Here is a 15637-nt window from a genome sequence, read left to right as displayed (position 1 = left end):
TTTATAAAATGTGAATTTTAAAGAAAGGAATATAGATGACAAAAAAGAATGTAAAGGAAGTAGATTCACCTGTAAAAGCAGGATTAAAAACAAAAGAGGATATCGTTAACAATTGGTTACCCCGATATACTGGCCGGCCGCTGGATGAGTTTGGCGAATATATCTTGTTGACAAATTTCTCGAATTATGTGAAGTTGTTCTCGCAAATGCACGACGACGCCCCTATTATGGGTGAAGACAAGCCGATGCAAAGTTGTACAGCAGAAGGCATCACGATCATCAATTTTGGTATGGGTAGCCCAATGGCGGCAACGATCATGGACCTCTTATCGGCCATTGCTCCAAAAGCAGTTTTATTCTTAGGAAAAACCGGCGGATTGAAAAAGAAAATTGGTGTTGGCGAGTTGATCTTACCGATTGCTGCCATCCGCGGAGAAGGAACCTCAAACGATTATTTCCCTTCGGAGGTGCCCTCCTTACCGGCCTTTGCGCTGCAGAAAGCAATTTCAACGACCATTCGTGATCATTCTAGGGACTATTGGACAGGTACTGTCTATACAACCAACAGACGCGTTTGGGAGCACGATAAGAACTTCAAGAAATACTTAAAAACGATCCGTGCAATGGCTGTGGATATGGAAACCGCTACCATCTTTAGCGTTGGTTTTGCAAACAAGATTCCAACTGGCGCCCTATTGCTCGTTTCGGACCAGCCGATGATTCCTGAAGGTGTAAAGACAGAGATTTCAGATGTGTCGGTTACTAAGTCTTATGTAGAGCAGCACCTGAAGATTGGAATCGATGCATTGAGCCAACTGATTAATAACGGCTTAACGGTGAAACATTTGAAGTTCTAAAATTTGGCTACCTTTGTGGAAGAAAACAAACAGCACAAACTTTCACCTATGTGGTACAACAACATCTTAGAAACCATTGGGAACACCCCTTTGGTTAAACTAAACAAAGTTACCAAACCCCTAAAAGGAACCATACTGGCAAAGATAGAGACGACCAACCCAGGGAACTCGATCAAAGACAGAATGGCTTTAAAAATGATTGAGGATGCCGAACAGGCAGGCCTATTAAAACCCGGAGGTACCATAATCGAGGGTACTTCGGGTAATACCGGGATGGGATTGGCCATGGCAGCCGTAGTAAAAGGCTATCGTTGCATATTTACCACGACCGACAAACAATCCAAAGAGAAGATCGATGCCCTGCGCGCTTTTGGTGCGGAGGTGATCGTATGTCCGACGAACGTCGATCCGGAGGATCCACGCTCCTACTATTCCGTTTCTAGTCGTTTAGAAAAAGAAGTGCCAAATGCGTGGAAGGCAAATCAGTATGATAACCTATCGAATACGCAGGCGCACTACGAACAAACCGGACCGGAGATTTGGGAGCAGACCGAAGGAAAGATTACGCACCTCGTCGTAGGTGTGGGAACCGGCGGTACAATCTCGGGTACTGCGAAATACCTTCGCGAGAAAAATCCCAACATTAAAGTATGGGGAATCGACACCTACGGTTCCATCTTTAAGAAATATAAGGAAACGGGTGTTTTCGATAAGAATGAGATCTATCCTTATATCACGGAGGGCATCGGTGAGGATTTCCTTCCTCAAAATGTCAACTTCGATGTGATCGACCTGTTCGAGAAAGTCACAGATAAGGACGCGGCCTTGATGACGAGAGAATTAGCACGTAAAGAAGGTATCTTTGCGGGCAACTCGGCGGGTGCAGCGGTGGCTGGCCTGTTACAATTGGGTGCTGAACTGAAAGACGAGGATCTGGTAGTCGTGATTTTCCATGACCATGGTTCGCGCTATATGGGCAAGATGTATAATGAGGATTGGCTTCGTGAGCGTGGCTTCCTGAAAGATGAGAAACTCACGGCTAAGTCAATTCTGAAGAAACGCGCCAATCAGGAAATCATTACTGTTGATGTTAAACAGTCGGTTCTGGAGACATTCAACGTCATGAAGTCTTTAAATATTTCTCAAATACCACTGACCCAACAGGGTATGGTCGTCGGCAAAGTGACGGAAGCCGATATCTTGAATGCGCTGTTGGATAATCCTTCGCTGAAGTCTGCTGAAGTAGAAACTATCGCGTCAAAGCCATTCCCATTTGTAGACTTAAATATGTCTATCGATAAGATTTCCACTTTGATTGACAAGGATACGCAAGCGGTATTGGTGGAAGATGAACTAGGCAGGATAAATATTATTACGCAATACGATATTATCAACGCTATCTCCGACATATAGTTTTCCTATATTTTTCGTTATCTTTAGTAAGATGGCTAAAAAAGGATGGAAAGAAATAATGCTTTAAAAAGAATTGAATATTGGATAAAAGCTAGATTAGGAAAAATATCCTTTATTGATATAGAAGAAAAAAGAGATAAACAATGGTACGGCAATGGCTATGGCGGATTTTATGTAGATCCGAGCTTGGTTCCGGAAAATGCCATTGTTTATTCTTTCGGTATTGGCGAAGACATTTCTTTCGACCGCGATATCATCAGTAAGCACGGAGCTCAAGTATTTGGCTTCGACCCTACCCCCAAATCCATCAACTGGATTGCCAAGCAACAGTTGCCGGCAAATTTTCATTTCCACCCCTTCGGCATTGGCGAAAAGACGGGAGTCTTCACTTTCCACCTTCCTAAAAATCAAGATCATGTTTCGGGCTCCGTATATGGCCACAAGCTCGTGGACGAAACGAACGCTGTAGATGTTCTTTTAAAAGAGTTTACGGAGATTGTTCAAGAGAATGGGCATACGGCTATCGATGTACTTAAAATGGATATAGAAGGCTCGGAATATGCGGTAATGGAAGGAATACTGAACAGTGGCATTGCGATCAAACAGATTCTGGTTGAAACGCATGAACGCTTTTTTACAGATGGCAAAGCAAAGGGCGATCTATTCTTTAAACAACTCTATCAAAAGGGATATCGCATCTTTGCGATATCCGATACTTATCAGGAAATTTCTTTAGTGAAATCTAAATAAGAAAGCCGTCTTTGTTGACGGCTTTTTTTATTTTTCTGTCGGCTCTACTTCTGTAACGATGTAGACATCTTCGTGATCTTTCTTCATCTTATATTTCTCGCGCGCAATTCTTTGTATTTCGCTCGGGTTGTATTGAACATCTTTAATGGAGTTTTCGATGTTCTCAATCTCTGCCGTATAATAGGCTTTCTCTACCTCCAGGTTTGTTTTCTCCTTTTGGAAACTATATTGCGTTGCAAAATCGTACCGATCAAAGAATACCATCCATACGACAAAGGCAACCCCTGCGATAAGGTATTTATTTCGAATAGTATTGATAAAGCGTTCCATAGAATTGAGTTGTTAAGCTAAAACCTCGATAAAGATAGTTATTTTCTCGGGAAGATTACAAATGGGAATTTTGAAGAAAATATAGGGAAAATAAAAAAGGGAACCTGCGGTTCCCTTTTCGAATTTGATTACTTCTTAGGAGCGTATTTAAACTCCTTGCCAATGAATTTGGCATTGCTACCCAATTCTTCTTCGATACGAAGCAATTGGTTGTATTTTGCGATCCTGTCTGAACGAGAGATTGATCCTGTTTTGATTTGTCCACAGTTCAATGCTACCGCTAAGTCAGCGATTGTATTATCTTCAGTTTCTCCAGAACGGTGAGACATTACCGAAGTATAACCATTCGTTTGTGCTAAATGCACCGCGTTGATAGTTTCCGTTAATGAACCGATTTGGTTTACTTTTACTAGGATAGAGTTTCCTGTTTGGGTGTCGATACCTTGTTGAAGACGTTTAGTGTTCGTAACGAATAAATCATCACCTACTAATTGAACGCGGTCTCCAATTTTCTCTGTTAATAATTTCCAACCTTTCCAGTCGTCTTCTGCCATACCATCTTCGATAGAGATGATCGGGTATTTCTCAGTTAATTCAGCCAAGTAAGCTACTTGCTCTTCTACTGTACGAACAGCACCGCCTTTACCTTCAAACTTCGCGTAATCGTATTTTCCTTTTACGAAGAACTCCGTTGAAGCACAGTCTAATGCTAGACAGATGTCTTTTCCTGGTTTGTAACCTGCTTTTTTGATTGCCTCAAGGATCGTTTCGATAGCATCCTCTGTACCTTCGAAAGTTGGAGCGAATCCACCTTCGTCACCTACTGCTGTAGATAAGTTACGGTCGTGAAGGATTTTCTTCAAGTTATGGAATACTTCAGCACCCCAACGTAAAGCTTCTGAGAATGATTCAGCACCTACTGGCATAATCATGAACTCTTGGAAAGCAATTGGAGCATCTGAGTGCGCACCACCATTCACGATGTTCATCATCGGCAATGGTAATGTGTTTGCATTTACTCCACCGATATAACGGTATAATGGCTGGCGGCTCTCTTGTGCTGCTGCTTTAGCTGCTGCTAAAGAAACACCTAAGATTGCGTTTGCTCCTAATTTTCCTTTGTTCTCTGAACCGTCAAGATCGATCATGATCTTATCGATTGCATTTTGCTCGAATACATCAACACCTTCTAATGCTTTTGCAATTTTAGTATTCACGTTTTCAACAGCTTTCAAAACACCTTTTCCTAGGTATTTCTTTTTGTCGCCGTCACGTAATTCTACTGCCTCGTGTGCTCCTGTAGAAGCTCCAGAAGGAACTGCTGCACGGCCTACAAAACCATTCTGTGTCGTTACATCAACCTCAATGGTTGGGTTTCCTCGCGAATCTAAAATCTGACGCGCATGTACATCGATTATCAAGCTCATTTTTTTCTTTGGTTTATTTTTCTCTTGTCTATACTTAGTGTATTCAGAACACTAATATAGTAAAATATATGTCTTAATCAAAAATAGGAAAAAACTACAATGTTAATGCTAAGCAAAAGGAATTTTAATTGAGCTTGGATAAATAAATATTCAAGAATATCTGTTGGGTATTTAGATAAATATGGGGTTTCTGTTGGTTTTTTGTAAGTGGCGGAATACAGATTTTTTATGTTCAAAAGCAAATGAAAAGCGAGAGGAAAGTACTTGGCGGCCTTTGAAAACAGACGCTATTAAAATGACAAAGCCTCAGAAGAAATTCTGAGGCTCTGCTATTATCGTTTTTGTTTATGCTTTGATCATCGCAACGAAGTCATCGAATAAGTAACGTGAATCGTGTGGACCTGGAGATGATTCTGGGTGATATTGAACCGAGAATGCTTTCTTGCCCTTCACACGGATACCTTCGATCGAATTGTCGTTTAAGTTGATGTGTGTAATTTCTACTTTGTCTGAGTTTTTGATATCTTCTGCTACTACACCGAAACCATGATTCTGTGAAGTGATTTCGCATTTGTTAGCTATGATATTTTTTACCGGATGGTTGATACCGCGGTGACCATTGTGCATCTTGCTCGTACGGATGTCATTTGCTAATGCAAGGATTTGATGCCCTAAACAAATACCGAACATCGGCTTATCTGCTGCTAAGATATCTTTAACCGTTTGGATTGCGTAGTCCATCGCTGCCGGATCGCCAGGACCATTCGAGATGAAGTAACCATCAGGATTCCATTCTTCCATCTCCGCAAATGTCGTTTTCGCAGGGAATACCTTTGCATAAACCTGACGAGAATCAAAGTTGCGTAAGATATTCTTCTTGATACCTAGGTCTAACACAGCAATACGCGTTGGAGCAGACTCTTCGCCGTAGAAATAAGGTTCTGTTGTCGATACTTTCGAAGATAGCTCTAAGCCGTCCATCGAAGGAACCTTTGCTAATTCTGCTTTTAAAGACTCCTCATCAAGATTCTCAGAAGAGATAATAGCGTTCATCGCACCTTTGCTACGGATATGGCGTACCAATGAGCGAGTGTCAATATCCGAGATACCTACTAAGTTGCCGTCTTGGAAATAATTTTGGATGGACTCATCCGCCATCTTGCGGCTATAGTTGATATTGTAATTCTTACAAACTAAACCTGCAATCTGAATCTTATTCGATTCCGCATCCTCTTCGTCGATACCGTAGTTTCCAATATGTGCATTGGTGGTAACCATAATTTGCGCATAGTACGAAGGATCGGTAAAGATTTCTTGGTAACCCGTCGTTCCGGTATTGAAACAGATCTCTCCCGTCGTGGTACCAATTTTACCTGCTGCTTTTCCATGAAAAACAGTTCCATCCTCAAGGACTAAAATTGCTGGCAATTTGCTGTAGTTGGTCATTCTTATTTCGAGTTAAATTAATTCATTCCTTTGTGAAACCATTTTCCCGACCGAGCACAAAAAAAGCCCAAACGGGCTATTATATCAATTTATGAATTGATCTGATTTACAGATGCGATTTGTGACGATATTGGGTAGAAGGTCTCTTTCATTTTATTGGGAGACAAAGGTACAAATAAAAACAAAACACTTCTAAATTTTTGAATAAAAATTTAGAAGTGTTTTGTTTTAGTATTGAGTATTTAGTAGTTAGTAATAAGACCTATGGTTTGTCAGGGAGATCCGTGAGAAAGTTGAATCGTCTATTTATTCTTAAAACAAGATTTGAAAAACTAGCAATCATTAGGTCTAAATACTAACTACTAAATACTTAATACTAAAAAAGGCAGCCAGTCGGCTGCCTTTTTATAACTATTTAGTTAATTTAAATATATCGTTTCCGAAGACAAATATCATGAGGGCTACGAGGATAAAAAAGCCGACCATCTGTGCTCTTTCAAGGAATTTCTCGCTGAGTGGCTTTCCTTGAATCATTTCGATTAATAGGAAGATGACGTGTCCACCGTCTAATGCTGGGATTGGGAGGATGTTCATGAAAGCTAAAGCCATTGATAGCATACCTACAAGTCCCCAGAAGCGAACCCAGTCTACCTCTGTACCGAACATGGTTGCTATACCTACTGGACCCGATAATGCTTTATCAGCACGCACTTCGCCTTTGAAGATCTTCCCGAAACCTTTAATATTATCGGTAATCACAGAGAATGCTTTCGCAGCACCGATTGGTAATGATTCGATAAAACCATACTGATGTTGTACTAATGGTAAGTTCGCGAATCCTAATATCGCTGATGTGTCAGCTGCTGCTTTCAATTCTATTGGAGCGCCATTACGGAGGACACCCAATACAATGTCTTTGCCCTTATTAGCTTCGATTTGGTTTTTAAACTCATCCAGTTGAACAACCGGTATTTTATTAATCGATACGATACTATCCCCTACTGCTAATCCCATCTTATCGGCGCGAGAATCTTTCTCAATTTTCGTTACAGGAAGCATCTTAAACATCGGTTCTACGAACTCGTTTTTCTTGTGTTCTGAAACGTCATTTAAGATATCTGCAGGCATTTTGATCTTGATCTCCTGCCCTGCACGCTCAACGGTCAGCTCTGCATCGCCCATTAAGACTTCGGATGCCATGATATCGCCATAGAACAAATTGGTTTCTTTGCCATTTACAGCAAGGATTTTATCACCTTCCTGAAGACCTACTTTCTGCCCGATAATACCGGGTTTAACACCGTACAGCTGCTTCGTATTCAGATCTGTAGTTCCGTAGCTAAAGGTTAGCATCCAGAACACCACAATACCGACAATTACATTGACGATAATACCACCTAGCATTACGATAAGGCGTTGCCAAGCTGGTTTGGAACGGAATTCCCACGGTTGTGGTTCCCCTTTCATTTGCTCAGTATCCATCGATTCATCGATCATACCTGCAATCTTCACATAACCACCGAGTGGCAACCAACCCACACCATACTCACATCCTTTATAATTGAACTTGAATAACTTTACGCCCCAGGCGTCAAAAAACAAGTAAAACTTTTCTACTTTAATACCAAAAGCACGAGCAGCAAGGAAGTGTCCTAACTCGTGTAATATGATTAATAATGACAGGCCCAGTAGAACCTGTAATACCATGATGATAATTCCCATCTAATTTGATTTATTGTAATTAATATCTTCGTTCTATTAAACTTCGTGCCACTCTTCTACTTTCCTCATCATAGTGCAAATAGTCTTCTAAAAGAAGGTTTTCCTTTTGCACTACCTGACACAATGTCTCTTCAATAATGTCGCTCATCCCAAGGAAGGATACTTCATCATTTAGGAAAGCCGCGACCACAACTTCATTCGCTGCATTCAAAACGCAAGGGCGATTGCCTCCTTCGCGAAGTGTCTGATAAGCTAACTCCAAATTGCGAAAGGTCTTCATATCGGGAGTTTCAAATGTTAGACTTGGATAGTTTACAAAGTTGAAACGTTCGAAATTGTTCTGAATTCTATCAGGATAAGTCAATGCATACTGTATCGGCAGTTTCATATCAGGGAGCCCCATTTGTGCTTTCATCGATCCGTCCTGAAACTGTACAAGCGAGTGCACAATAGATTGCGGATGGATAATCACTTCGACCTGATCCGCTTCTAAATCGAATAGCCATTTAGCTTCGATTACTTCCAGTCCCTTATTCATCAAGGAAGCAGAGTCTATCGTAATCTTAGCGCCCATCGACCAGTTCGGATGCTTTAAAGCCTGCGCTTTGGTCACATGCTCTAACTCTTCTCTGCTCTTTCCACGGAAAGGACCTCCAGAAGCTGTCAATACAATCTTCTCTATAGGATTTGAATCTTCACCCGGCAAACATTGAAAGATGGCAGAATGTTCCGAATCAACAGGCAATAAACGAACTTTATATTCTTCAACAAGATTCTTAATCAATTCGCCAGCAACAACAAGAGTTTCCTTATTCGCTAAAGCTATATCCTTTCCTTTCTTAATAGCAGCAATAGTTGGTCTCAACCCCACCGATCCTACGATCGCAGTCAATACGATATCGATCTCATCGAGCTGTACCGCATCGACCAAAGCATCCTCTCCGTATGATACTTCAATTCCTGTACCTGTCAAAGCCTCTTTCACCTGATTATAGGCTTGCTCATCGGAAAGAACAACTAACTTCGGTTGAAACATGATAGCCTGTTGAATCAGTAGATCTGCATTACGTCCAGCAGTTAATACAGAAACTTCAAAGCGATCCGGAAAACAAGCGACAACCTCTAGCGTTTGAGTTCCTACGCTTCCTGTTGAGCCCAATACGGCTAAATTCTTTTTTTCCAAGGTAATGTATTTATATGATATTATCCATCAAGGAAGGCTCGGAGCCTCCTTTGTAAGCCTTCATCATGTCGATATATACGACAGACATGACAACACTTACCACCGGTATAATAATAAATGAATTTACTAAACTTAATATTTTCGATACCAAAGTGTATCCTAGGTACTCTGTTCCTATCTGCAACAGATGAGTAGAAGCAACAGCCAGAATAATGACCAGCAAGCGCATAACATTGCCTTTAGTCATCGCTAAGCTAAACTTATAGGATCGTATGGTATTAAACCCATGTTCGATAATAAAAAATGGGTAGAAAGTCGTTCTAATTAAAACAAAAAGCATGACCACGCCAGTTAAGAATGGGTGCACCTCATAGCGTACCGTGTCCATGCTGAACCCGACAAACAAGAGCGGAAAGCATAACACATACATAATCATGTAGATCACAATGGCAATCAAGCTATAGATAATCAGTCCGAAGATGTAGTTGACAAACTGCGATAAAGATGGTACAAATCCCCAGAAGCCTGGTTTCTTTTCTCCTTTGGCCAATACGATAGCATTCTTCAGCAAGACTAATTGCAGACTAAAATAAAGGCCCACAAAGGCGAGCAGTAAGATAACTTTGATGAAATAATTAGAAGAATCGAAATATAGCGCTAGGAAGGTCGATAAATTCGACGTAATGAATAACAGGAAACATAAACCAGCAATCGAAATATAATTACGCAATAAAATATCGATCGCTCTAACTACAACATCATTCGCTTTAAAAGTAATGTCTTTCAGAAATTCCAACATGGCCATATTATTAATGCAAATATGGTGATTTTTTTGGTCTAAGCAATTTTTTTAGCCTGATTAATCAAAATTATCAAACACTACAAACAGCCTTACCACACAGCGAATTGCATAAAAAAGGCTAAGATTTCTCTTAGCCCTCTGCTGTTATTTTAAATTTTCTGGAATTGGTTTCTCTAGTAAATATTGATAGTAAAAACGAACGCGTTCTTTAAAATCATATGCCTGTTTCGAACGTCCGAAGCCGTGTCTACTTCCAGGATAGATCATCAACTCAAACGGCACTTGTCTGTCAGTTAATGCATCAACCAATTGTATGGTGTTCTGCATATGCACATTATCATCTAAATCACCGTGCATAATACGCAATCTCCCTTTGTACTGATCGACATAAGGCAGGATAGATCCATTCTTGTAACCTTCAGGATTCGCTTGCGGAGTGTCCATCCAACGCTCAGTATAGTGAGTATCATATAATTCCCATCCGGTGACAGGGGCACCGGCAATACCAAAGTCGAAGTAATCCGCCCCTTTTGTCAATGCCAAACAGGTCATATAACCACCGTAGCTATGTCCAGTAATCAGCAATTTATCTTTTGCAACCCAAGGTTTAGCTTTCAGCCATTTAGCAATCGTAATGTAATCTACCAATTCCCAGTTACCTAAGTTTCTATGCATCCATGCTACCCCTTGCTTACCGAAGTGTCCCGAAGCACGGTGATCACATTCAATCTGTATCACACCTTCATTTGCCCAATACTGTCCATTCACACCCTTCCAAGTGTTCTTAACTGTACCAGCATCTGGACCACCATAGATTGACATGATGACAGGATATTGCTTTGACTCATCAAAATCCGTAGGATAGGTAATAATTACAGGCAAATTGAACTTACCATCTTCGGAAGGAATAGTGAAATACTCACGCTTTCCTACGTTATAGTTAGCGAATTCTGGAGATTTACTATCTGCCAATTCTTTAATAACTCTACCGTTATTATCTACTAATGCAACTTTCGTTGGAGTATGAATATTCGAATACGAAGTAATGAAATGCTTTCCATCAGGCGATACTTTTACATCATGCGTATAGTCGCCGAATGTCAATCTTCTAAAGTTCTTGCCATTAAAGTTAACACGGTATAAATCAACAGTAGCAGAGTTCTCTTTTCTTGCAGTAAAGTATAGTACCTTCGCTTTTTCATCGATGTGAGCAATCTCTTTTACCTGCCACTCTCCAGAAGTTAACGGATTAACCAGCTTGCCTGATAACGTATAAAGGTAATAATGCGCCCATCCTGTCTTATCCGATTTTAAGATATAATGCTTATTATCTGCTAAGTAGGTGATTCTTTCATCATGATCTAAATTGATCCAAGTAGGCTGTTCTTCGTTGTAGATTTCAGACTTGGAACCGTCGTTCGGGTTTACCGCATAGAACTTCAGGTTCGTTTGATCGCGGTTCATCCACTGCACCATGATAGATTGGCTATCAAAGCTCCAATATGGCTGACCGAAATATTGATCATCTTTTTCATTAAAAGAAGCCCATACCACCGGAGAGCCTTCAACCTTAACAAAACCAACCTTTACCTCTGGATTCGGATCCCCTGCTTTTGGATAGCGTGTCTCTTCCAAATACCCATGTTGTCCCTTTGAAACATAGATAGGGAACATCGGAACGTTGGTATCATCGAAGCGCATGAAAGCGAGTTGCTTGCTATCTGGCGACCACCAGAATGCCTTATAATTAGTCGGACGACCAAGAATTTCTTCATAATATACCCAAGATGACCAACCGTTGTAGATTACGTCGGTCCCATCAGTTGTATACCTTATTTCTTTACCTGTGTTTACATCTAAACTATATAGATCGCTCTTGCGTGTAAAAGCAACATATTTCCCGTCAGGAGATAAAGTAGGATTCTGCTCATCAATCTCAGGAGATTGTGTCAATTGTTTAGCTTGACTGCCCGGATATTGGATATAGATATCTTTATCTTTTACAAAAACCTCAGTTGAGGATTTCGTAGGATAAGTATAGCCCTTCTTTTCTCCCGTTTTAACATTAACCTGGAAAAGTTGGCTTCCGCTGCTTTCAATATAGTTTGACTCATCAGCCCATCCTCTGAAACTACTGATCGGCTTAGTTAATGAAGGAGCTTGCCCCCAAGATTGTTCGAATGTTAACTTCTTAGTTTGCGCATTTGCTCCATCCACTGCTACAAACAGCAAGGCTGTAAAAGCAACAGGTAAAATTCTGTTCATAAATAAAATTACTTAGTGAAGTTCCGAAAATAAGAAAAACAAATCGTTCTTGCTCGCAATCCGTGTAACTTATTTAGTTAAGAAGAAATATTACCTTTTAGAAGGGTATAAAAAAAGCCACTAGTCAGTGGCTTTTATCTTTTTTATGGACAACTTAGAAGGAGAAATTGTCTTTTTGTATTAATTCTCCGTTGCTTTCGTAATTTGAATCGTCTTGGTTCGGTTCATATCTTTTTTCAACTACTTCTTGGTTCGATTTGATATATTCTACCACATCTTGCAATCCTTCAGCAAACTTTTCAAAGTCCTCTTTATATAAGAAAATCTTATGTTTAATGAATTGTCCGTCTTCAAAGCGTTTTTTGCTTTCCGTAATTGTCACATAATAGTCGTTAGAGCGAGTTGCTTTTACATCAAAAAAATAAGTACGCTTACCTGCTCTCACCTTTTTTGAAAATACCTCTTCACGCTCTTTGTTATCAAAATCTCCCATTAGATTAGTATAAAATTTAAGTTTAACCCTCTATTTTCAGTCATAAATATATAATAATTAATTTCAATCGACCAAATTTTATTAAAAAAAATATATTTATATTAAGGCGTTAATCTGCATGAGGTTCAAACGTTTGGAGAGACCTAAAACTATTTCACCGATTTTTTTCAGCATTTCACCGAAAAAAAGGCTCCGAAGACCTATTAGCTATGGGCAGATCCTTATATTCGCTCTACTTTTGGGTATACTTAATTAAATGACGCAAGGCTATGAACACACAACAAACAAACAAGAACAACGGCGAGAAACCACCAAAGAACAATAACTCGACTACGATGGCCGGGATGTTCATTGTATTCTTCGGTGTAGCTATCTTGTTGAAGAACATGAACATGGGAAGCATTGTTCCTTCATGGATCTTTGGATGGGAGACCATCTTGATCATCATCGGTTTAGTGATCGGAGTAAACTCAAAATTCGAAAAGAAATCATCTCTTATCCTGATCGCAATCGGTACTATCTTTTTACTGAAGAATGAACTGGATTTATCATTCGGCCGCTTTATCATCCCCGTAGGCGCTATTATTCTAGGCGTTTACTTGATCAAGCGTAATCGCGAGGCCCCAAAACTACCGCCGACAACACCTACAGACGACGAATACGACTGGGATAAGCGCGTCGGCTATGGCGACCCTGCAGCTTATGAGGGAAACCAATCAGAATCCAATACAGCAAACACTACAAATTCCTATGCTCAAGCGGACAGCACTGAGCATGGGAATCGTTCCTATAGAAGCTACCGCCCTGATTTCGAAAACTACCTTAAAGTAGACAACTTCTTCTCAGATACCAAAAAGATTATTTTATCAAAGAATTTCTTAGGAGGAAATATAACCTCGGTTTTCGGCAGCACCAACTTGAACTTCCTGCAAGCAGATTTGAAACAACCGGTTGTCATTGATACCTTCCAATTATTTGGCAGCACGAAAATCATCGTTCCAACAAACTGGCGTGTATCTTCCAATGTCGCATCAGTATTTGGCGAATTGGACGACCGTCGACCGATGATTGAAGTAACGACTGACGAGAATAAGAAAATCTATATTACAGGGACCTCTATATTCGGCGGCTTGACCATCAAAAACAGCTAACATACCCTATGAGAAAACCGCTCAACGAACAAAGCAAACGCTCTGTAATCCACGCCTCGTCATGGATTATTTGCGTTTTATACTTCCTGATTGTCTACAGTCTATTGTGGTGGTCGAAAGTTGCTAAAGAAGCAGCAATTTACGATGCCACAATCTCTGCGTTATCCATTACCGGCATCACCTACTTAGTATATAGCTCATTACAATATTACCTTCCGAACAACAAAAACTTCTGGAAGCTTTTTTCTATAGCGGCCATATTTACCTTGATCAGTATTCTGATTACGCGTTTCTTGATCATTCAATTCGTACCGGATGAAGATCTCCTTTATTTAACCTTTAGCCTCCCATTCCGCTTTGTTATCAACTTCTTGATCATCAGTTGCGTCATGATTATCAATATCTTTTGGAATATGCAAGAGGAGCTGCTAGAAAATAAGCGTAGAAAGGACGAAAGCGAACGCATGGTACGCGATGCCGAATTATACAACCTGCGACAACAGCTACAACCTCACTTCCTATTCAATAGTTTAAACTCCATAATCGCGCTTATCGGCAGCAAACCAACAGAAGCCCGCAACATGGTGTTCCAATTATCCGACTTCCTGCGCGGAACGATGCGTAAAGACGATCGGCAATTCAGCACTGTCGAAGACGAGCTCAATCACTTGAAGCTTTATCTCGATATTGAAAAGGTTCGGTTTGGACACCGCCTCTCGACCGAATTCGAATACGACGATGAGGTATTGTCCGGCAAAATTCCCGTAATGATCCTTCAGCCCTTAGTGGAAAATGCTATCAAATTCGGATTATACAATGTCACCGACCAGGTTTTAATAAAAATACACTTAACTTTAACAGATAATATACTGACTATACAAATCAGCAATCCATTTGAATCCGATCAGACTGAACAAAAGAAAGGCACCGGATTCGGATTATCCAGTATACAAAGACGCCTATATTTGCTATTTGGGCGCACGGATTTATTGCTGACAGAGACACAAGACCAAACGTTTATATCTACATTAAGAATACCACAATGATAAAGACTATCCTAATTGATGATGAACCCTTAGCACGCAGCATGGTGCTCGAATATCTTCAACAGCATCCTGAATTCCAAGTTTTAGCGGAGTGCAACGATGGTTTTGAAGGCGTAAAAGCGATACAGCAACATCAACCTGATTTGATCTTCCTCGATATACAGATGCCGAAATTAACCGGTTTCGAAATGCTGGAACTTCTCGATAGCCATCCGCATATCATCTTCACAACAGCATTTGATGAATATGCATTAAAAGCATTTGAGAAGAATGCAATCGACTATTTATTGAAACCCATCCGTCCGGACCGTTTTGAGAAAGCCATCGATAAGTTTAAAGCATCTTTTCAGAGCAACGCCAATCCGAAAATAGAAACAGAGAAACTTCAGGAAACTTTAGAGGAAGAATCTCTAGAACGCATCGTCGTAAAAACGGGGGCTCAAATTAAGATTATCCCAGTACAACAGATAAACTATTTGGAAGCCTATGATGACTATGTTAAAATACATACCAACGACGGCATGTATCTGAAGAATAAAACAATGAGCTCCTTCGAGAAGCAGCTTGATGGCAAGCATTTTGTCCGCGTTCACCGCTCCTTTATCGTTCGTGTCGACTTGTTACAGAAGATCGAACCCATGGAAAAAGACAGCTATATCGCTACCTTGAGTAGCGGAGGCAAAGTTAATATCAGTAAATCCGGATACGCGCGATTGAAACAGGTAATCGGTTTATAATTTGTTTTGTAGATT

At 40.4% G+C, this 15637-nt stretch carries 14 protein-coding genes; 6 read left to right on the top strand and 8 right to left on the bottom strand.

The window, feature by feature from the left end; genetic code table 11:
• Nucleotides 1-35: 35 nt before the first annotated feature.
• The 3 genes from DSM08_RS05410 to DSM08_RS05400 are packed head-to-tail and all read left to right on the top strand — an operon-like array spanning nucleotide 36 to nucleotide 3020.
• Entirely contained in the window at nucleotides 36-857 is an 822-nt protein-coding gene (locus tag DSM08_RS05410; protein WP_149525203.1) for an AMP nucleosidase, read from the top strand.
• Nucleotides 858-905: 48 nt separating this feature from the next.
• Nucleotides 906-2270: a pyridoxal-phosphate dependent enzyme gene (locus DSM08_RS05405; protein WP_149525202.1), complete on the top strand. Its 1365-nt coding sequence runs from the start codon at nucleotides 906-908 to the stop codon at nucleotides 2268-2270.
• Nucleotides 2271-2315: 45 nt separating this feature from the next.
• Complete coding sequence (locus tag DSM08_RS05400) at nucleotides 2316-3020, top strand: FkbM family methyltransferase (protein WP_149525201.1); 705 nt, start codon at nucleotides 2316-2318, stop codon at nucleotides 3018-3020.
• A 27-nt stretch (nucleotides 3021-3047) separates the two neighbouring features.
• Here the strand turns inward: DSM08_RS05400 and DSM08_RS05395 are convergent, their stop codons facing one another.
• From DSM08_RS05395 to DSM08_RS05360, 8 genes are all read right to left on the bottom strand, one after another.
• Nucleotides 3048-3350 carry an FtsB family cell division protein gene (locus tag DSM08_RS05395; RefSeq protein ID WP_149525200.1) on the bottom strand — a complete coding sequence of 101 codons (303 nt, stop codon included), beginning with the start codon at nucleotides 3348-3350 and terminating at the stop codon, nucleotides 3048-3050.
• 128 nt (nucleotides 3351-3478) lie between these two features.
• Complete coding sequence (eno, locus tag DSM08_RS05390) at nucleotides 3479-4777, bottom strand: phosphopyruvate hydratase (RefSeq protein WP_149525199.1); 1299 nt, start codon at nucleotides 4775-4777, stop codon at nucleotides 3479-3481.
• A gap of 345 nt (nucleotides 4778-5122) precedes the next feature.
• Nucleotides 5123-6223 carry a glutamine-hydrolyzing carbamoyl-phosphate synthase small subunit gene (carA, locus tag DSM08_RS05385; RefSeq protein WP_149525198.1) on the bottom strand — a complete coding sequence of 367 codons (1101 nt, stop codon included), beginning with the start codon at nucleotides 6221-6223 and terminating at the stop codon, nucleotides 5123-5125.
• 411 nt (nucleotides 6224-6634) lie between these two features.
• A complete protein-coding gene (gene rseP / locus DSM08_RS05380; RefSeq protein WP_149525197.1) occupies nucleotides 6635-7945 on the bottom strand; it encodes an RIP metalloprotease RseP in 1311 nt (436 codons plus the stop codon).
• 19 nt (nucleotides 7946-7964) lie between these two features.
• Nucleotides 7965-9128 (bottom strand): 1-deoxy-D-xylulose-5-phosphate reductoisomerase, encoded by a 1164-nt coding sequence (locus DSM08_RS05375; RefSeq protein ID WP_149525196.1) that lies wholly within the window; start codon nucleotides 9126-9128, stop codon nucleotides 7965-7967.
• Nucleotides 9129-9138: 10 nt separating this feature from the next.
• Nucleotides 9139-9927 carry a hypothetical protein gene (locus DSM08_RS05370; protein ID WP_149525195.1) on the bottom strand — a complete coding sequence of 263 codons (789 nt, stop codon included), beginning with the start codon at nucleotides 9925-9927 and terminating at the stop codon, nucleotides 9139-9141.
• A 147-nt stretch (nucleotides 9928-10074) separates the two neighbouring features.
• The gene (locus tag DSM08_RS05365) at nucleotides 10075-12195 is read right to left on the bottom strand and encodes a S9 family peptidase (protein WP_149525194.1); all 2121 of its coding nucleotides are present in this window, start codon (nucleotides 12193-12195) and stop codon (nucleotides 10075-10077) included.
• Nucleotides 12196-12349: 154 nt separating this feature from the next.
• The gene (locus tag DSM08_RS05360) at nucleotides 12350-12688 is read right to left on the bottom strand and encodes a DUF3276 family protein (RefSeq protein WP_149525193.1); all 339 of its coding nucleotides are present in this window, start codon (nucleotides 12686-12688) and stop codon (nucleotides 12350-12352) included.
• Nucleotides 12689-12957: 269 nt separating this feature from the next.
• Here DSM08_RS05360 and DSM08_RS05355 point away from each other — a divergent pair, with 269 nt between their 5' ends.
• From DSM08_RS05355 to DSM08_RS05345, 3 genes are read left to right on the top strand one after another with little or no spacing between them, the layout of a single operon-like run.
• Nucleotides 12958-13839 (top strand): LiaF transmembrane domain-containing protein, encoded by an 882-nt coding sequence (locus DSM08_RS05355; RefSeq protein ID WP_246172477.1) that lies wholly within the window; start codon nucleotides 12958-12960, stop codon nucleotides 13837-13839.
• 8 nt (nucleotides 13840-13847) lie between these two features.
• A complete protein-coding gene (locus DSM08_RS05350) occupies nucleotides 13848-14885 on the top strand; it encodes a sensor histidine kinase (RefSeq protein WP_149525192.1) in 1038 nt (345 codons plus the stop codon).
• On the top strand, nucleotides 14882-15622 hold the full coding sequence (locus DSM08_RS05345) for a LytR/AlgR family response regulator transcription factor (protein WP_149525191.1): 741 nt from the start codon (nucleotides 14882-14884) through the stop codon (nucleotides 15620-15622). Before DSM08_RS05350 ends, DSM08_RS05345 begins: the two co-directional genes overlap by 4 nt.
• The last annotated feature ends 15 nt before the right edge of the window (nucleotides 15623-15637 follow it).

It is taken from the genome of Sphingobacterium hotanense, from assembly GCF_008274825.1.
Classification (GTDB): Bacteria; Bacteroidota; Bacteroidia; order Sphingobacteriales; family Sphingobacteriaceae; genus Sphingobacterium; species Sphingobacterium hotanense.
This window is presented reverse-complemented; position numbering and strand designations above follow the sequence as displayed.